18 protein-coding genes are annotated in these 18,351 nt (G+C 31.1%); 17 read left to right on the top strand and 1 reads right to left on the bottom strand.

All coding sequences use genetic code 11. From position 1 onward, the window contains the following. Positions 1-4: 4 nt before the first annotated feature. Positions 5-1,528 (bottom strand): ATP-binding protein, encoded by a 1,524-nt coding sequence (locus DG435_RS08330; RefSeq protein WP_159025820.1) that lies wholly within the window; start codon positions 1,526-1,528, stop codon positions 5-7. 809 nt (positions 1,529-2,337) lie between these two features. On the opposite strand from DG435_RS08330, the gene DG435_RS08325 reads away from it, so the two are divergent. From DG435_RS08325 to DG435_RS08245, 17 genes are all read left to right on the top strand, one after another. Further along, complete coding sequence (locus DG435_RS08325) at positions 2,338-3,870, top strand: kelch repeat-containing protein (RefSeq protein ID WP_106795149.1); 1,533 nt, start codon at positions 2,338-2,340, stop codon at positions 3,868-3,870. Between the two features lie 615 nt (positions 3,871-4,485). Next, positions 4,486-6,468 carry a putative porin gene (locus DG435_RS08320; protein ID WP_106794954.1) on the top strand — a complete coding sequence of 661 codons (1,983 nt, stop codon included), beginning with the start codon at positions 4,486-4,488 and terminating at the stop codon, positions 6,466-6,468. A 26-nt stretch (positions 6,469-6,494) separates the two neighbouring features. Then, a complete protein-coding gene (locus tag DG435_RS08315; RefSeq protein ID WP_106794955.1) occupies positions 6,495-7,061 on the top strand; it encodes a Crp/Fnr family transcriptional regulator in 567 nt (188 codons plus the stop codon). Positions 7,062-7,112: 51 nt separating this feature from the next. Continuing rightward, the gene (locus DG435_RS08310; RefSeq protein ID WP_106794956.1) at positions 7,113-7,565 is read left to right on the top strand and encodes a hypothetical protein; all 453 of its coding nucleotides are present in this window, start codon (positions 7,113-7,115) and stop codon (positions 7,563-7,565) included. Between the two features lie 252 nt (positions 7,566-7,817). Continuing rightward, positions 7,818-8,405: a Crp/Fnr family transcriptional regulator gene (locus DG435_RS08305; RefSeq protein ID WP_106794957.1), complete on the top strand. Its 588-nt coding sequence runs from the start codon at positions 7,818-7,820 to the stop codon at positions 8,403-8,405. A gap of 45 nt (positions 8,406-8,450) precedes the next feature. Further along, positions 8,451-9,062: a hypothetical protein gene (locus DG435_RS08300; protein WP_106794958.1), complete on the top strand. Its 612-nt coding sequence runs from the start codon at positions 8,451-8,453 to the stop codon at positions 9,060-9,062. 59 nt (positions 9,063-9,121) lie between these two features. Beyond that, a complete protein-coding gene (locus DG435_RS08295) occupies positions 9,122-9,514 on the top strand; it encodes a hypothetical protein (protein WP_106794959.1) in 393 nt (130 codons plus the stop codon). A 196-nt stretch (positions 9,515-9,710) separates the two neighbouring features. Beyond that, a complete protein-coding gene (locus tag DG435_RS08290) occupies positions 9,711-10,430 on the top strand; it encodes a hypothetical protein (RefSeq protein ID WP_106794960.1) in 720 nt (239 codons plus the stop codon). Between the two features lie 140 nt (positions 10,431-10,570). Continuing rightward, positions 10,571-11,365, top strand: a complete 795-nt coding sequence (locus DG435_RS25835) for a hypothetical protein (RefSeq protein WP_199852733.1) — start codon at positions 10,571-10,573, stop codon at positions 11,363-11,365. 267 nt (positions 11,366-11,632) lie between these two features. Continuing rightward, positions 11,633-12,043 (top strand): VOC family protein, encoded by a 411-nt coding sequence (locus DG435_RS08280; RefSeq protein ID WP_106794961.1) that lies wholly within the window; start codon positions 11,633-11,635, stop codon positions 12,041-12,043. A 237-nt stretch (positions 12,044-12,280) separates the two neighbouring features. Next, entirely contained in the window at positions 12,281-13,228 is a 948-nt protein-coding gene (locus DG435_RS08275; protein WP_106794962.1) for a PD40 domain-containing protein, read from the top strand. A gap of 75 nt (positions 13,229-13,303) precedes the next feature. Continuing rightward, positions 13,304-13,846, top strand: coding sequence for an HD domain-containing protein (locus DG435_RS08270; RefSeq protein WP_106794963.1), 543 nt, complete (start codon positions 13,304-13,306; stop codon positions 13,844-13,846). A 2-nt stretch (positions 13,847-13,848) separates the two neighbouring features. Continuing rightward, on the top strand, positions 13,849-14,142 hold the full coding sequence (locus DG435_RS08265) for a hypothetical protein (RefSeq protein ID WP_106794964.1): 294 nt from the start codon (positions 13,849-13,851) through the stop codon (positions 14,140-14,142). Positions 14,143-14,145: 3 nt separating this feature from the next. After that, the gene (locus DG435_RS08260) at positions 14,146-15,291 is read left to right on the top strand and encodes a helix-turn-helix domain-containing protein (protein WP_106794965.1); all 1,146 of its coding nucleotides are present in this window, start codon (positions 14,146-14,148) and stop codon (positions 15,289-15,291) included. Between the two features lie 157 nt (positions 15,292-15,448). Beyond that, on the top strand, positions 15,449-16,528 hold the full coding sequence (locus DG435_RS08255; protein WP_106794966.1) for a serine hydrolase: 1,080 nt from the start codon (positions 15,449-15,451) through the stop codon (positions 16,526-16,528). Between the two features lie 132 nt (positions 16,529-16,660). Beyond that, a complete protein-coding gene (locus tag DG435_RS08250; RefSeq protein WP_106794967.1) occupies positions 16,661-17,515 on the top strand; it encodes an AraC family transcriptional regulator in 855 nt (284 codons plus the stop codon). 122 nt (positions 17,516-17,637) lie between these two features. Continuing rightward, on the top strand, positions 17,638-18,126 hold the full coding sequence (locus DG435_RS08245; RefSeq protein WP_106794968.1) for a DUF2938 domain-containing protein: 489 nt from the start codon (positions 17,638-17,640) through the stop codon (positions 18,124-18,126). Positions 18,127-18,351 lie beyond the last annotated feature (225 nt).

The following is an 18,351-nucleotide window of genomic DNA, read 5'->3' as shown; positions in this document are numbered from 1 at the left end:
GATATTATTCAGCATTTCCCATTTGATGAGGTTGACAACCAAATCTTTTGTAAAATAGCTTACTAAAATAAGAAGTATGTGAAAAACCCACTTCTAAAGCTAATTTCTTTACAGATACTTCTGTATCGTTTTCTATGATATTTCGGGCTTTTTGTAGTTTTATCTCTGTGATAAATTCATTAGGCGTCAGACCGGTTTCACTTTTAATTTTTCTATAAAACGAACTTTTAGAAATATGAAAATGATTTACAATACTTTCCTGGTTAAAGTGAGGAGTACTACATTCTTGATACACATAGTTTTTTATTAATAACAGCCAATTTGTAATGTTTTCACTTTCAGGTGCAGTAGTCTTTGTGTTCTTTATATAATTTAATTTAGATTTTTGATTAGCAAGTATGTTTTTGATACGTATCAATAGCTCTTCCTTTTCAAATGGTTTTTGTAGATAATCATCAATACCCAGACGGAGCACTTCTAGTTTGCTTTTTGTGCTACCGCGGGCTGTTAACATCATTGTTGGAATATGTATTTGTTTCTTTTTGAGGGTTTGTATAAACTCTAAACCATCCATTTTGGGCATCATATAATCTGTTATAATACAATCTACAGATTCTTTTTCTAACATCTCTAGCGCTTCGATACCATTTTCGGCTTCTAAACAAAAACAAGGGTGTAATAATTGTTTAAGGTAATCTCGCATTTCTTTATGGTCATCTACCAACAAAAACACTCCTTTTATTATTTCGTTTTCATTTTGTTTAAATAAGGATTGACCAGTGGTAGTAATGGTTTCTTCTAAGGAATCGATAGGTTCTAGATGTTCTATTGCGGGTAGAGAGATTTTAAAACGAGCTCCTTGGCCTAAAGTACTTTTTACCGTTATTTTTCCTTTGTGAAGTTCTATGATTTGATTACAGAATGCAAGCCCTACACCGCTTCCGCCGGCACTGTTGATGTCGTTATCGGCTTGATAGAATTTATTAAATATTTTTTCCTGATCTTTTTTAGAAATACCTATTCCTGTGTCTTTAATAAAAATGTTAAGATTGCCTGCTTTTTGTTGAATCTTGATGCTTATTTCTCCACCTTTATCTGTATACTTTATAGCATTAATAATAATATTATTAAAAGCTCTTTCCAGAAGCATAGGATCTCCCATTGTTCTATATGTCTTTTTATGTTGCTGTATAGTAAAACGAATCTCTTTTTGTTTAAAAAGAGGAGCAAAATTCAGAGAGATTCTTTCTAATAATTGTGAGATATTTATGGGTTTTGATCTTAAGTTGAAGTTTTTAGATTCCATTTTAGCCAAATCTAAAACATCATTTATCATAGTCGTTATTTTCTGCACTTGCCGATCCATCCCCTTTTCTATATATTGAATTTCTGCATCGTCAAAGGTTTTTAGAGCATCAATATGCCCTTTTAAAAGTGTAATAGGGGTGCGTAGTTCGTGCGAGATATTAATAAAAAACTGGGACTGAAATCTATTTAGATCATCTAACTCTTGGTTCGTTTCTTTCATGACCTTTTGACTCTGTAAATTAATATTCTTAAAGTAATTAACTACAATAAAAAAGACAACAAAAAATAAGCCTTTATACAACTTAAGGAAATCAATTCCATCGTTATAAAAGTGAGGCAGTAAATAACACATAAAAGTTAGAGAGATAATAAAATAATTAACCCTTTTTTGATCGATAAACAGCAGTACGCTTAGGGGAATAAATAAGTAATCAAATTCATAAATCTGTTTTTTGGGGTGAATGTTGGTAGAAATAAAAACAATAGAGATTAGTGTGAACATAAATAAGACTCTGGCGGTGTCTAAAAATGAAAAACTATGTATTATTTGTATGGCAAGTATTATAATGATATAAGTCAAATGAATAATGCTGAAAATTAGTTTGTCTTCATAGCTTTGAGAAGAAAACTGAACAACATAAATAATGCAAAAAAGAGCGATGACATACCAACAATAACAAAAAAAATTAAAGAATTTAATTTTTTTCAGTTCTATAGAATGCATTTTTGGATCACCACCAAGTTGTAATGCTTTTTGAAAAAACGATACCATATTAGATAACCTCATGTATAATACCTGGTTTGTGGTTAAGTTATCAAAGCTATAATAATTCTTCAAGTCACAAAAGTATCTATTTGTATAAGAGCATTTTGAACGATTTGTGATGCATCTTGACCGATTATTGAACATCAATCATCTGCAGAAATTTCTTTATAACGCAATTGACCGATTAGAGCTGTTTATTGAATCAATAGTGAGCGTAGACTTTAGTTATTTTGACCAGTCAAAATAAATATGAAACTAAAATCATGAAAAATAACAGCATTAAATTAATCTATATTCTACTACTATGCAGCATTCTTTTTATGTCTTGCAGTAAAGATGATGATAACACAAAACCAAATACAGAAGAGCCAAATACCCCACCCACAGCATTCTCGTTGATCGAAGTAGCAGATAAAGCAGTAAATGTAGAGGTACTTCCTGATTTTAGCTGGGAAGCCGCTACAGATGCAGATGGTGATACGGTAACTTATGATTTATACCTGGGTACAGAAGAATCTCCCAAATTATATGCAGGAAATATAAAAGATACCCATTTTAAAATAATAGATCAGTTAAACCTGGTTACCCAATACTATTGGAAAGTAATTGCTAAGGATGGTAAAAAGGGAGTTGTAGAGAGTAATACGTTTAGTTTTACAACAAAACCAAACACCCCGCCAGCTTCATTTTCTTTGATCTCGGTAGCAGATAAGGCTATAAATGTAGATGTGGTACCTGATTTTAGTTGGCAAGCTGCTACAGATGTAGATGGTGATACGGTAATGTATGATCTATATCTGGGATCAGTAGAAAACTTAATGATACTATATGCAGAAAATATAACTGAACTTAGTTTTAAACTAACCCAACCATTAAGTACACGTACCCAATACTATTGGAAAGTAATAGCCAAAGACAGTAATAATGGCGTGATAGAGAGTGAAACCTTTAGCTTTACAACAAGAGAACCTAATCCATTAACCATAAGAGACGGCCATACTTCAGAAATTTTCAATAATAAAATCTGGGTAATTGGTGGGTTTTCTTGGGGTTCTAATGATATTTATCATAGTGTTGATGGTCTTGATTGGATAGGGGTTACAAATTCTACTTTTCCAGCTAGATCACATCATACTTCTGTAGTTTTTGATAATAAGATTTGGATTATAGGTGGTCGTAATGGATCAGATTATAAGAATGATGTTTGGAATAGCTCAGACGGGATTACCTGGACAAAAGTTACAGAACATGCCGCTTTTTCAGCTAGATCGCATCATGCTTCTGTAGTGTTTAATGATAAGATTTGGGTAATAGGAGGGGGGAAATATCTAGATTTTAAAAATGATGTCTGGAATAGCTCAGATGGTATTATCTGGAAAAAAGCTACAGGTAACGCTCCTTTTTCAGAAAGAGTTTCACATGCCTCTGTAGTTTTTAATAATAAGATATGGGTTCTTGGAGGAGAAGAAAAGAAAGATGTTTGGTCAAGTGCTGATGGTATTACATGGACACAAGCTATAGATAATGCCGCTTTTTCAAGTTCATGGAATTTTCCAGCTGTAGTCTTTAATAACAAGATGTGGGTTATTGGTGGGTATGGTGGTAATGATGTTTGGAACAGTACCGATGGTGCTACTTGGGTCAATGTTACCAACAATGCTGCTTTTCCTGAGAGGGGAGACCATTCTTCAGTAATTTTTGATAACAAAATGTGGGTTATTGCAGGGCATAATGCAGGAAATAAGAATGATGTTTGGAGTAGTATCGATGGGGTTACCTGGATAGAATCTAAATGATAACAATACTGTATGGATATGAATACAGTAAGTAATTAAATGGTGAAAAAGCGATATCCTAAAATATAACACTAATATAACCGAAAGATTTAAGTTGGATTGAATTTGCCCTTTTCTCCCCAATGCTATTGATTGAGATACCCATTAAATATAATTTTAATGGGTATTCCTTTTTTATAAATAACCTATTTGTATGGTAAAGAGTACTCTTGCTAAACCCGCATTATACATTAGAAAATCTATTACGTTTTGAAACTATTTCAAAATATACCGTTGCACTACATTTTTCAGTTTAACTGTAGCGATGCTATGCTAAAACTAAGAAAATGTCATATTTTCTATTAGTTTCAAGCCTCATAACGAAGTTCTAATGCATAATGCGGGTAAACGTATTCTTAAAAATTAAATGTAACACCATAGCTTTATGATCAGTCTTCTAATAAGAATCGCAAAAAGACTTATTGTGATTTTACTAAGTTGTATAGAGATATTAAGAATCATATTATTAAAATCATTAAGTAATAACGAGTTCAATAAAAAAGTTAATTTATACAAGCAATGAGTATCATTTACTTTCGTTAAAAAAGTATATTTTTGCCACAGTTTAGCATTCTAATGAGAAAAAACATAATATTTATAGTTGCACTGTTATCGGTTTCGATGATTTGGGCGCAAAGAGACCAGGAGAGAGTAGGTGATTCTAATCTAGGAGATGGATCTCAAGAACCCAGAAAATCGTTAAGACAACCAAAGACAAAAAAAAAGAAGCCACCGGTTACAGAATATAAGATCATTACAATAAAAAGTGATACGACATATCAGGATACGACATTAACGATACAAAAGGATTATAAGTTCAATTATCTACGTAGAGATGATTTTGAGTTGCTTCCTATTCATAATGTTGGACAAACCTATAATAGTTTAGCCAAGCGAGAAGAAAGAGATCATGTATTACCACTAATGGGAGCCAGGGCCAGGCATTTCAATTTTATGGAAGCCGAGGATATAGTATATTATCAGGTACCTACTCCTCTTACCGAGTTGTATTTTAGAACTACCTTTGAACAAGGACAACAATTAGATGCTTTTTTTACAGTAAATACTTCACCAAGACTTAATCTTTCGATCGCTTATAAAGGTGTGCGGTCATTAGGGAAATACCAACATGCTTTAACAAGTACAGGTAATTTTAGAGCTACAGCTAGTTATTCGACCAAAAATGAGCGATATAAAGTGCGCACACATTTTGTGTCACAAGATTTGCTTAATGAAGAAAATGGAGGGTTATCGGCAGAAGGGTTAAATCAGTATTTGGGTACAGGCGAATTTGTTGGAGAAAGTAGTGAATTTTCTGATAGAGGATCAGTATCTGTTAATTTTCAAAATGCCGAAAGTATATTGCTCGGAAAACGATTTTATCTAAATCATCAATACGCAATATTTAAAAAAACAGATAGTTCTTCTACAGCCTTGTCGGTAGGACATATTATGGACCTTACGGATAAGAGATTTAAATATGATCAGGCAGCAATTGCTCCTAATAATCTTTTGGGAGCGTCCTATGTAACTGCAAATATTGCAGATAATGTAGCTCTAGAGGATTTTAGTAACCAAGTGTATGTGGATTTTACAAATAAATGGCTGGGAAATATACGTGTACTAGGAGGAAGCTCTAATTATAACTACGGGTATAATGCGATTGTAAACCAGGTAAACAGTTCTGGTGCTCAAATAAATATAACCAATCGTATTAAAGGAGATATATATTCTGTTGGGGGTGAGTATAAGAATACCTATAAAGGGTTTCAGCTATTTGGTGATGGAATGGCAATTGTTTCTGGTGATTTTACAGGAAATTATTTTAATGCAGGTGCGGGATATGAACTCAATGAAAACTATGGTATTCGGGCTAAAATAAGTTCTAAATCTGTTGCTCCGAACTATAATTTTTTACTCTACCAAAGTGATTATGTAAACTATAACTGGCAAAATAATTTTGATAATACTGAAACTCAAAAAATACAAGTTAATATCAAAGCCAGGAAAATTGCCGAGATAGAAGCGAGCTATGCTACGATTAGTAAATACACCTATTTTACAAAAGATGCAAATTCTGCAATTGTACCTCTACAAGCTCCAGAAAGTATTGATGTATTGAAGGTAAAACTTACTCAGGGATTGAAATACTGGAAACTAGGTCTTGATAATACCGTGATGTACCAGGATGTTCAGGGAGGAGATCAAATTTATAATGTACCCGAAATTACAACCAGAAACAGCTTGTATTATCACGATCATTGGTTTAAAAAAGCATTGTATTTACAAACAGGGGTAACCTTTAAATACTTTACAAGTTATAAAGCAGATGCATACGATCCTGTTTTGTCAGAGTTTTATGTTCAAAACATCGAGGAGATAGGTGGTTACCCACAGTTTGATATCTTTTTTAATGCTAAGGTGCGACAGACGAGAATCTTTTTTAAAGTCGAAAATTTTGGCGAAGCCTTTAGACAGAACAACGAGTTTTCTGCACCGGGATATGCAACACGTGATGCAGTATTGCGTTTCGGTTTGGTTTGGAATTTCTTTTTGTAAAGATATCATATGGTTTAAAGATATTAATGAATCAAATAAGAGAGTATTTCGAGCAAATAGTTAAACTAAGTGATAAAGATTGGGAAATATTTTCTTCCAAACTCAAAAAAAATAATTACAAAAAAAGAGAAACACTTTTAAAAATTGGAGAAACAGAAAACTATCTTAATTTCATAGAGAAAGGATCTATTAGACTTTTTATTCCCAGAGAAGAAAATGACCTAACGTTTGGATTTTGCTTTAAAGGCCAATTCATGAGTGCCTACGATTCATTTCTAACTCAAGCACCAAGTACTTATCAGACAGAAACCTTAACAGAAACAACACTTTGGAGATTAACGTTTGATGATTTACAAGACATATATAAACGAACAGAAATTGGCCATACTATAGGAAGAATAACAGCAGAAAACCTATTTCTTACCAAATCACAAAGAGAGCAATCTCTGCTAAACGAAACTGCAGAAGAGAGATATCTAAAGTTATTCACAGATCAACCGCATCTCATTAGAGAAATACCATTAAAATATCTCGCTTCTTATATTGGGATTACTCCGCAAGCATTGAGTAGAATCCGAAAACGAATTTCTTAACTTGGGTTCATTGTTTTGATAAACTCATCTTCTGACATTTGTAGAAAAAAGATGAAACCATTAATAGTGCTGATCACAAGTTTTGCAATTTCATTATTAATCTTCAAAATCTACAAGGGAGAATATGACTTTGCCCTTTCTGCTCGTATTGGTATGTCTATAATGTTGTTTTTTACAGCTTTAGGGCATTTTATGTTTACAGACGGAATGGCTATGATGATACCAGATTTTATTCCCTTTAAAAAAGAAGTGATCTATTGTACTGCAATCATAGAAATTCTTGCTGCAATTGGATTGCATGTCTCGCAACTTAGATCAATTACGGCCTGGTTATTAATCTTATTCTTTATGATGATGCTACCGGCTAACATTAAAGCATCTATAGATCAACTAAACTATCAAAAGGGTACTTATGATGGAAATGGGGTAATGTATTTGTGGTTTAGAGTTCCGTTACAAGTGCTATTTATAGTTTGGGTGTATATCAGTTCTATCAGATATTGACCAAAAATGATTATGAAAAAAATAATCCTATCATCAATCACTGTTCTATGTACAACTTTCTGTTATTGTAAAAGCAAACAATTTTGTGTGTAGAACGTACTTTAAGTGTAAATAATGGCTTAAAATTAGATCGAACAGGAATGTTCTTAATCGAGTGTTGTAGAGTCTAGACATGTAACTTTTTGCTAACTTAGCTTCTTTATAACAATATGAATTGATATACAACTTGTTGTTGATCATTGACAAACCATTATGAATAAAGAGGAAATAATCGATTTAATTAGTAAGGAATATTCTCTTTTAACCTCTGATTGTAAATCAGAATTATCAAATAACTCCAGAATAGTAACCCCAGAAAAGAATACAATTCTTGTTAAGGAAGGGCAATTCTCTGATAAAACATTCTTTATAATAAAGGGATGTGCAAGAGCATACTATCTAAAGGACGGTAGAGACATTTCTGACTGGTTTGCTTTTGAAAATGATTTTATATGTTCAATAAATAGCTTCTTCCTTAATATTCCAAGTCCTCATTTTATCGAAGTACTAGAAGATTCTTTATTATTAGAAATATCAAGAGAAAATGTAGAAAGACTATCAGATAAATATTCTGATTTTGAACGTCTAAATAGAATTGTGGTCACAAAAACCATGCTACAGCAACAAGAACGAATTGTATCAATCCAATTTCAATCGGCAGAACAGAAGTATGAAAATATTTTGTCTATTTATCCAAATGTTACCCAAAGAATACCTTTAACACATATCGCCTCATATATTGGAATTACACTTGAAACATTAAGCAGAATAAGAAAACCTAAAAAACCGAATTTGATATAAATCAAATGATACGATGTAATTTAGATTCACCTTTGTGAAAAAACTATGAGACGAATTCATTATATCTCAGGGGTAACAATTACAATTTTTATAAGTTTTCATTTGTTTAACCATGGTTATAGTCTTTTTGGAGTAGAGGAACACATTCTATTAATGGATAAATTTCGTGTAGTATACAGAAATGTTGTTGCAGAAACTGTTTTATTGATCGCAGTATTCATTCAAATTTTTTCTGGGATACGACTATTTTTAAGGAGAAGAAAAAGTACCACTGGATTTTTTGAAAAATTACAAATATGGAGCGGATTTTATCTAGCCGTTTTCTTCCTATTTCATCTTGCTGCAGTATTCGCAGGTAGATTATTTTTAGATTTAGATACCAATATTTACTTTGGAATAGCGGGATTGAATACTTTTCCGATAAATTTATTTTTCATCCCCTATTATGGGTTTGCTATATTTTCATTTTTTGGTCATATTTCGGCCATTCATTATGTCAAAATGAAAAATAACGTATTGGGGATTACACCTAAAAAACAATCTGTTTTAATACTTGTACTTGGTGTTATATTAACACTGGTACTATTTTATGGATTAACAAATGGATATAGAGGAATTGAAATACCAAAAGAATACCATATTTTGATAGGAAAATAGAGTACGAACACACAATACTAAACAAAAGAGACCGAAAAGAATACGATAAAAATTGATCTATGAATGTGTATGTATGTATAGCAGGAATTCTGTGTTTTCTCTTAGGAATTGTTCACTCAATTCTTGGAGAATATTTGATTTTTAATAGCAAAAGAAATAAAGGAAGTTTGGTTCCGTCAAAAAAAACCGTAGAATTGAAAGAAAGACATTTGCGGATATTATGGGCAACCTGGCATTTAGCTTCAGCTTTTGGTTGGGGTATCGGAGCGATATTGATCAAAATTTCAGTAGAACAAAGTGAGCTAGATTCAACTAGTATTGGTTTTATAATTCAGTCAATCATGTACACAATGTTTTTGTCATCTCTTTTAGTTTTGATAGGAACTAAAGGAAAACACCCGGGGTGGGTAGTTCTTTTAATAATCGGGATATTATTAGTGATTGGAAACTGATTAAAAACAACAGGATACTATAGAATGCTAGATTGCATGATCTGGGTTTAATTAAGGCTGTCAAAAAACGGAGCCACGAAATCTGATTTTGTGAGATCGTTTTGGTATTTTTAGAAACGTTTATTAAAATGTGTACAAAATTAATAAGTATATATGTATTAGTACACATATGTCATTGTTATGTGCAATTCCAATAATGAAAGAATTGAAAAAAATATTCTGTAATAGAACAAAAGAGATACCTTCTTTAGAAACAATTAAAGAAGAATTAATGAGAAATGACAGAATTAGAATAGATTATAATTCCAAATTCAATTTTCTTTTTAATAGAAATTTAAAAAAACAAATAAAAAATATTGAAGACTCATTAAATGTTGAGATCCACAAAGGAGAATTTAAAGACTTGAAATTTTATAATCTCTATAATCTTTTTTCTGAAACTGAGGTTGAAAAAATTTCGGAACAATTAGAAGAAGCAATCAAAAGTTACAGATTGATTTCAGAAAAATTGATAAAGAGATTTGAAGAAAAATATGACTATAGTTTTACCGATACAAATAAGTCTTTTACAGAAATAAAAGAACAAATAGCAATAGATAAAAATCAATTATCAAAAAATTGGAATTATCGATTTCATGGTGGGGATGTTTGTTTTTCCAACTCTAAATCAGGACAAATTGTTGATATTAATCTCAAGTATAATGGGTTTTATGGAGTGCTAGATTTATGGTTTTTCCAATATTATATGAAAACCACAAATGAGTACAAATCTATAAGCTCTGTTTATATAGACAATACTCCTAAATTAATTCAAACGTTAGATTATCTCAAAGATAAAGGAAAAGTAAAACAAGTAAAGTCGGAATTTGATTTCTTAGACTCCAAAAAGTTAATATGGAATAAAAAAAGCACATAACAAGGTGTATAATTAATTGCTTACGGATTTGCTCCTTCGGACAAATCTCGCAGACAATTAATTTCAAATGTTTTAATTATTTTTACGCTAAAATAGCGCAACCAATCATACACAAATACGTTGTAGTGTGCTTTAGGAAAATGAAAACCGAAAAAGAAATTATAAAAGAATTAAAAACAAAATGGAAAATAAATCCATTCGATTTTTGGATTCCTCTTTCCGGAGTAACTGAAGAAAACACTTGCTATTTTGATAGCTTTGAATTCAATGAAAAATTTGGTTTCGACAAATTAAATAGAATTTATAACAACCTGAAAACTGGAGGAATTTATGAATTCACTTATCCTAAAGAAACTAAAGTTATTGATGAATTGAACATAGTTGATTTTTCTGAAAATGACACTTTTTACATTGATGAAAATGTGAGCTTTGTGATTTATTACACTCACCAACGAACCATTGCTTTTGCTGGAATAGAATTGATCAACAAAATAAAAGAAGAATGGGCTGAATTTGAAAAATTCATTAACCCTTGGGAAAGAGATAACTCAATTGATATAGAATTTGAACTAGAGAAAAGAATCCCAATATGGAATTCAATTTCTGAATTTTATTTAGACACAGAATTACAAGACGAGAATTACGAATCGATAACTGCTATTTTTTTAAATTCTGATTTACATATTTCAGAATTAAAAGAAATTGACCTGTACGAGGTTTTTCCTGTGTTGAAAGGAAATTTAATGAGTGTTGCTGGAGAATGGAGTGGTTTTGACAAAAAATGGCTGAATGAATCTTGTACAAAAGCATATTTAAAAAGAAAGAATAATCTTTTTAGATGGAAAACAAAATTGTATAATCGATTTTTATATTCTATGAGAAAAGATCATTGGACTGAAATAGAAAACCGAATGAAAATGCACTACAACAAATGATTATAAGTAACTGTTTGTTTTTACCTACTTCTAAATCCTTACGGGTTTTTAGTTTAGTGTGCACTTGCAAAGTTAAGTGCTAAACCACGAAACTACTCATAGCCGATTAATAATTAGTCGATTGGTTCTAGTATATTTATAATGGCGCAGTGATTTTAAAGATGAATAAGTTATGAAATCTGCACAGAAAATGTCGATAGTTAAGTGATATTTGCTCCCACTATGATATATATTAAACATTGTGTGTAATTTGGTAAATGATCAATAATGGGTAATGAAATAGAGATTGAATTTTTGGACCACGTAGCTATTCGGGTAAGGGATTTGAAAATTTCCACCGAATGGTATCAAAAAGTTTTAGACTTAAAGAAATATCAACTCCCAGAATGGGGAGAGTTTCCAATTTTTCTACTTTCTGGAAAATCTGGAATTGCTTTATTCCCTGCCAATTTAAGTGATTCGGAACTTGATTTAAACTCTAGAAACATAAAAATTGATCATTTTGCTTTTAATGTGACAAATAAAAATTTTGAAAAAGCAAAAAAACGCTATTCAGAATTAAATTTAGACTTCAATATTCAAGACCATTATTATTTCCATTCAATCTATACAAAAGATCCTGACGGACACATGGTCGAGCTGACAACAATTGTAGTGAAGGAAAATGAATTTTATTAAAACGGAAATAAAAACTACGCACAACATCATATGTAAAATCATAACAAAATTTAGCGCCAGATCTAAAAGTTTGTGCTTATTCAAAGAGACCTTCAAATTTAAAAATTTGGCTTTTAGAATAGGAAAATTAAAAACAAAATATAAAAAACACTGCTCTACGCTAATCCATAAATGTAGTATCTTTCTGAGCGCAACGTTTCATGCATGAATTATTAACAATTATTTAAATCAAAAAATATGAAAAGAAGGTATTATTTCTTATCAATGATTGCATTCGTTTTTATCTTACAAAGTTGTAAGCCAATTAACTCAAATAATTCCTATATAGATGAAAAACTACCAGGGATAGTACCTGAATTATTTGCTCCATCCTTTGTAAATACAAATGCTATAGAAATTAATACGGTATTTAATGCTTCGTTTACCGAAATGTTTTTTACAAGAATTATAGATGGTAGCTTTATTATACATCATTCTAATTTAATTAATGGCAAGTGGGCTGTGCCGCAACCAATACAAATGTATACCGACCAAAAAAATGAATCCGTTGCTATTGATCCATCAATCACACAAGATGGCGATACCATGTATTTCCTTGGTGTTAGTCCTGAAGATCGTTTGAAAAAAGGTAAGCCAGACATATATAGAAGTCAAAAAATCGATGGTAAATGGCAAATCGCTTCAAAGGTTGGATACCCTGTATCAACAGAAAAGTATGTAGAATCCTATCCGGTAGTTGTTGCAGATGGGAGTATATATTTTACATCAAATCGCCCTGGAGGTCTTGGTAAAGGAGATATTTATAGAGCCCAATATCTAGGAGAAGGAAAATTCGATACCCCAATGAATATTGGTTCTGAGGTAAATTCTGAAGAAGGCCAACGTGGTACCTATGTGGCTCCTGATGAAAGTTATTTGATTACCGGAAACACGTATACGGATGAGAAAGGCTTTGCAATATCATTTAAAAAAAATAACAAATGGCAAGTTCCGGTTCATTTAGATATTGGTGAGCCGCTAAAGAAAGATTGGATTTATTTCTGCCCATATATGTCACCAGATGGTAAGTATTTTTTCTTTTCAAAAAGATACAGTAACCCTCCAAAGAGTGGGTGGAAAGGAGTGACCAAAGGAGAAGTGTATTGGGTAGATGTTAATACTGTTTTTAAAGATCAAAGAAAATAAACATAAAATATAGTTAGTATGTGAAAACCTGCTACTTTTCATTCATAGAACCATTACGTATATGATAAAACTACTATGACACAAGAATTATATCAAAAAGCAATCAAATTCGCTGGAGAAAAACACAGCAAACAAAAAGTTCCAGGAACAAACGCTAACTATCTTTTACATATTTCAAATGTAGCTATGGAAGTGTTGTTTGGGTATAATTTTGATCATTCATTTGATATAGATTTTGCCATACAAATAGCAATTTTGCATGATACAATTGAAGATACAGATACAGATTTTGAAGAAATCAAACAGGTATTTGGCGAACCTATTGCCGAAGCTGTACAGGCATTAACAAAAGATGAGAAGTTACCATCTAAACAAGAAAAAATGATGGATAGCTTGATTCGTATAAATAAATTGCAAAAAGAAGTTGGGATTGTTAAAATAGCAGACCGAATCACAAACCTCCAAACCCCACCAGAACATTGGACTAAAAATAAAATAATTAAGTACTGTGAAGAAGCTAAATTAATTTCATCCAACCTTAATAATAAAAATGAGTATCTAAATAAACGACTACAATCAAAAATAAAGGAATATGAACAAATGATTATAACACTATAATCATGGATGAAAGGCTAAATAGTATTATTTCTGAAATTCGGGAAAAATGCAAAAAAACAAATTGTACTGAATTTGAATATTATTGGGAGTATTATGGATTATTATGGTACCCCTGGTCCCTTGAAATTAATGATAAATCCGAATCTTTTACATTTAATGATATTTCATACAAGGATTTAGAAGAATTATGCTCTGAAGGACTAATAGAGCTTGTTAAGGAATATTCAAAAGATGAGTTGGAAGATGAATATGACAGAAAAAGATATCGTATAATAGACAATATGCAGCACTTTTAGTCTATGAATCTAGGAATTACCTTCTTTTTAACCACAGGAATTGTTATCAATGCAATTATACTTTTGTTATTGATAAAATCTAAGACCAAAGAATCACCACAACGATTACTTCTTTTGTTTTTTTCGATAACCCTATTTTACATTATTCATGGGTATGCACAAATTCATAAATTAAAATCCTTATTTCTCACCACTTTTGTGTTTAATGAAATTATTGAATTTTTTACCGGACCTTTAATATATGTTTATATCAAGTCTCTATTTGAGGGAGAGACAAAACTAATAAGAAAATACTATATTCATTTTGTTCCCACTTTGCTCTATTTGCTATGTGTGTCCATTCCTTTTTTGATCTCAATCATTAAGAAAGAGTTTGTTTTTAACTATTTAAAAACCATCAATGATCATGGTGATTTGTTTGGCATTTTATTGATGATGTATTTTATTTTTTACACATTATATTCATTAAAATTATTTAACACATACAAAAGTGCAATGAAACTCAATTTTTCAAACATTTCTGAAAATGATTTTGGTTGGGTGAAACGAATGCTAATTGGTGTGCTCGTGATTTCATGCCTGGATGTGATATTTACTTTATATGAGGTTAACGTCAAAGAGTTAAATTTTGAAACTACGTATTTGACATTAGTTTCAGTAATTATATTAATAGCATATTTAGGATATTATGGAGTTAAACAGTCAAAAATCCTACTCCCTGATTTTTTGATCAACACGCCAGAGGAAAAAGATAAAGAAGGTAAAAAAAACGAATATTTGTCTGGTATAAGCGATGAAGAGTTGAATAACCTAAAATTGTCATTAGAGCATGTAATGTCTGTTGGAGAAAAATATTTAGACGAAGATCTTACTTTAAGCAGGTTGGCAAGTGCAATTTCAATTTCTGATAAAAAGCTCTCAGCATTTTTAAATCAATATTTAAAGACTACATTTTATGATTATGTGAATAAATATCGCGTAGCCTCTGTCAAGGAAAAAATGAAATCATCAGAGTATAGTAATATTACACTTCTGGGTATTGCATACGAATCTGGTTTTAAATCCAAAACTAGCTTTAATAGAATATTTAAAAAAGAAACCGGTTTATCTCCATCCCAATTCAAATCCTCACTCCAAAAAACATTATAAAAATAGGTGCCAACAGAAGAGTTGGGGCGTTTGGATTGTAGTTTTCATATTTATTTGTGTCAAATCTCAATAGAATAATTACTCGATAGGGTGATATGTAATATTTGAGTAGTATGTAATTTCAAAATGAATATATCAATCAAAAAAAACAATAATTATGAAATCGTATTTTACTTTTATTTTAATTACTTTTTTAAGTATCCAGAGTTGTACATCTCAAGATGGAAAATTTACAGGTTATGCTACCGCTGTAGTTAATGGGGATAAGGTCTTAGAAATAGAGACATTTGGATTAGCTGATAAAGAAAAAAAGAAGAACTATTCAAAAAATACAATTCAACCAATAGGGTCAGTGAGTAAAACAGTTATTGGAGTTTCCTTAATGATTGCCAAAGAGAAAGGATTAATTGATTTGGATAAAGATATTAATGAATATCTGGACTTTAAAATTGTTAATCCGCATATCGATGGTTCAAACATCATTACATTACGACATCTGGCAACCCATACCTCTGGAATTATGGATAATGAGAAAATATACGAATCAGCATATGCTTATGAGCTTTCTCCAAAAATATCTTTAAGGGCATACTTATATGAGCATCTTAATCATAATAGGAAGAGTGTAAAGAAAAGTTTTTTGAAAAAGAAAGCGGGAATGCAATATGAATATTCGAATATTGGAGCAACATTAGCGGCTTATATAATTGAAAAAGTTAGTGCAAAACCTTTTAATGAATTTACTAAAGAAAATATATTCATACCATTAAAGATGAATAATACAGGTTGGTTTTATAAGAATATAAATGGTACACAGCATAGTATATTATATGATGAAAAAGATCAAGCTATACAACCTTATTCTTGTGTGACATATCCCGATGGAAGCTTAAAAACTAACATACAAGACATGTCTCTTTACTTAATTGAACTCATAAAAGGATATAATGGAAATAGTACATTACTTACTAAAAAATCATGGAGTGAGTTATATGCTAAGAATTTTGATGAAAAGAACAAGGTTCAGAATATTAATCCGAGAGAACCTAATACCGGGCTTTTTATGGCTTACTTTAAATCCGGGAAAATAGGTCATACAGGTTCAGATTTAGGAGCATCTGCTTTTATGATGTTCAATCCCAGAACAAACGTAGGGCAAATTCTGATGGCAAATGAAGATCTAAGCTCTGATAATTTAGAAAGATTTAAGAAAATTTGGAATAAACTAAGTAAATAACAGAGCTACATTTTTATCTGTTTAATTATCTTAGTGCCAATGAAAAAGTAGGAGTATTCTTTTGGTATAAAGCCTTTGTGTATGATCTAATGCTCATAAAAACAAGTTAAACTTAAATCCCTGAGACGTATAATGCAAGACATTCCTGTAAGAAAAGGTAATGCGAACTCAAATGAATCTATTTTTGCAATTAAGAATGTTAAGAAGATGTTGAGCGGAAAACCTATGATCCAGAGCCTTCATAGACATGATTTTTTCTTTTTACTTGCGCTAGAGCAGGGAACCGGTTTTCATGAGATAGATTTTGTTCCTTACAATGTTTGTGCGCATTCGATATTTTTTATTCGCCCGGGTCAGGTACATCAACTTACACTAAATGAAGAATGCACAGGGTATTTACTTAATTTTAATGCCAATTCTTATGTTGCCAATGATAGGGTAAGGATAGAATTGTTAAGAAAAATAAGTAGTTTAAACTTTTATCAGCTTGATACGACTAGTTTTAAAAAAACACTATCCATTTTAGATGCGATTTTTCAGGAATTTACAAATAGAGATGATGGATATCAGGAAGTAATTAACGCTAACTTAAGTATATTACTTACAGAACTTAGTCGGAATATCGGAAAAGACCATAAGGGTAGTGGTACACCATATTCACAAGAACGACTTGAAGAATTTTCAGAACTGTTAGAAACACATAGTATTACCTGTAAACGGGCTGCTCAATATGCAGAAATGATGAACCTTTCTTTATATCAACTTAATGCTGTCACTAAATCTACAGTAGGTAAAACCTGTTCCGAATTAATTAATGAACACATAATTTTGGAAGCCAAAAGATATCTTTTGGCTACTTCTAATCAAGTAAGTAGTATAGCCTATGATTTAGGATACGATGATACATCATACTTCATCAGGTTTTTTAAAAAACATATGAAGTGCTCACCCAAAGTGTTTAGACATAAATTTTTAGATAAATCCTAGTAAACTACAATTTTGTCCTGCTCCAGTAGTTCGTGTGACTACTAATTTTGTAGACATGAATAATAACTTCTATTTATTATCTACTTCTTAATTGTCTAAATGAATCAAAAAACAAATTTAAAATGAATTGGATATTGAAAACAATGATTATTGGTATTGGCGCTACATTTACAATGGATATTTGGTCATATATATTAAATCTGTTTAAAATAAAATCACTTGACTATAGTCTTCTTGGTCGTTGGGTTGGCTATATACCTAAAGGAAAAATATTTCATGATAAAATTTTTAATTCTCCCTCGTTAAAAAATGAATTAGTAATAGGTTGGTTATCCCATTATATAATAGGTATATCATTTGCATTTTTATTGGTATTTGTTTGTAGTAAAGATTGGTTAGCTAATCCAACTCTTCAACCAGCCATTTTAATAGGTCTTGTTACTATCGTCGCTCCTTTTTTTATTATGCAGCCTGCATTTGGGTTTGGGATTGCATTATCAGATATACCAAACCCAACTATAGGTAGGATAAAAAGCTTGCTTACACATACCGTTTTCGGAATCGGATTATACCTAAGCGCAATTCTATTAAATAAAATATCGACTATATAATCCTTTGTTCGTGTTTAAATGAACAATTAAATACTATAGTATTATACTTTTCTGGGGTGAAAAAAGATTTCTATGTTTAGATTGATATACCTTATATCTGGGGTTGTAGTACCATCTCTAATTTCGCAGATTATGTAAATGTTGTTATATCAGAGTATTAAAAAAAAGTTTCAAAATAGTTAATAAAAGATGTTGTTAGGAAGGAAAAGGTTTTTATATTTGCAC

Source organism: Aquimarina sp. Aq78 (assembly GCF_900299525.1).
Taxonomy (GTDB): domain Bacteria; phylum Bacteroidota; class Bacteroidia; order Flavobacteriales; family Flavobacteriaceae; genus Aquimarina.
Note: the sequence above shows the minus strand (reverse complement) of the source record. Positions and strands in the feature narration are given on the sequence as shown.

Coding starts and splice junctions, on each gene's coding strand:
- DG435_RS08260 (WP_106794965.1), top strand. CDS start 14,146: ATGAATCTAGGAATTACCTTCTTTTTAACCACAGGAATTGTTATCAAT.
- DG435_RS08245 (WP_106794968.1), top strand. CDS start 17,638: ATGAATTGGATATTGAAAACAATGATTATTGGTATTGGCGCTACATTT.
- DG435_RS08300 (WP_106794958.1), top strand. CDS start 8,451: ATGAGACGAATTCATTATATCTCAGGGGTAACAATTACAATTTTTATA.
- DG435_RS08310 (WP_106794956.1), top strand. CDS start 7,113: ATGAAACCATTAATAGTGCTGATCACAAGTTTTGCAATTTCATTATTA.
- DG435_RS08305 (WP_106794957.1), top strand. CDS start 7,818: ATGAATAAAGAGGAAATAATCGATTTAATTAGTAAGGAATATTCTCTT.
- DG435_RS25835 (WP_199852733.1), top strand. CDS start 10,571: ATGAAAACCGAAAAAGAAATTATAAAAGAATTAAAAACAAAATGGAAA.
- DG435_RS08320 (WP_106794954.1), top strand. CDS start 4,486: ATGAGAAAAAACATAATATTTATAGTTGCACTGTTATCGGTTTCGATG.
- DG435_RS08265 (WP_106794964.1), top strand. CDS start 13,849: ATGGATGAAAGGCTAAATAGTATTATTTCTGAAATTCGGGAAAAATGC.
- DG435_RS08325 (WP_106795149.1), top strand. CDS start 2,338: ATGAAAAATAACAGCATTAAATTAATCTATATTCTACTACTATGCAGC.
- DG435_RS08275 (WP_106794962.1), top strand. CDS start 12,281: ATGAAAAGAAGGTATTATTTCTTATCAATGATTGCATTCGTTTTTATC.
- DG435_RS08250 (WP_106794967.1), top strand. CDS start 16,661: ATGCAAGACATTCCTGTAAGAAAAGGTAATGCGAACTCAAATGAATCT.
- DG435_RS08280 (WP_106794961.1), top strand. CDS start 11,633: ATGGGTAATGAAATAGAGATTGAATTTTTGGACCACGTAGCTATTCGG.
- DG435_RS08315 (WP_106794955.1), top strand. CDS start 6,495: ATGAATCAAATAAGAGAGTATTTCGAGCAAATAGTTAAACTAAGTGAT.
- DG435_RS08295 (WP_106794959.1), top strand. CDS start 9,122: ATGAATGTGTATGTATGTATAGCAGGAATTCTGTGTTTTCTCTTAGGA.
- DG435_RS08290 (WP_106794960.1), top strand. CDS start 9,711: ATGAAAGAATTGAAAAAAATATTCTGTAATAGAACAAAAGAGATACCT.
- DG435_RS08330 (WP_159025820.1), bottom strand. CDS start 1,528: ATGAAAGAAACGAACCAAGAGTTAGATGATCTAAATAGATTTCAGTCC.
- DG435_RS08270 (WP_106794963.1), top strand. CDS start 13,304: ATGACACAAGAATTATATCAAAAAGCAATCAAATTCGCTGGAGAAAAA.
- DG435_RS08255 (WP_106794966.1), top strand. CDS start 15,449: ATGAAATCGTATTTTACTTTTATTTTAATTACTTTTTTAAGTATCCAG.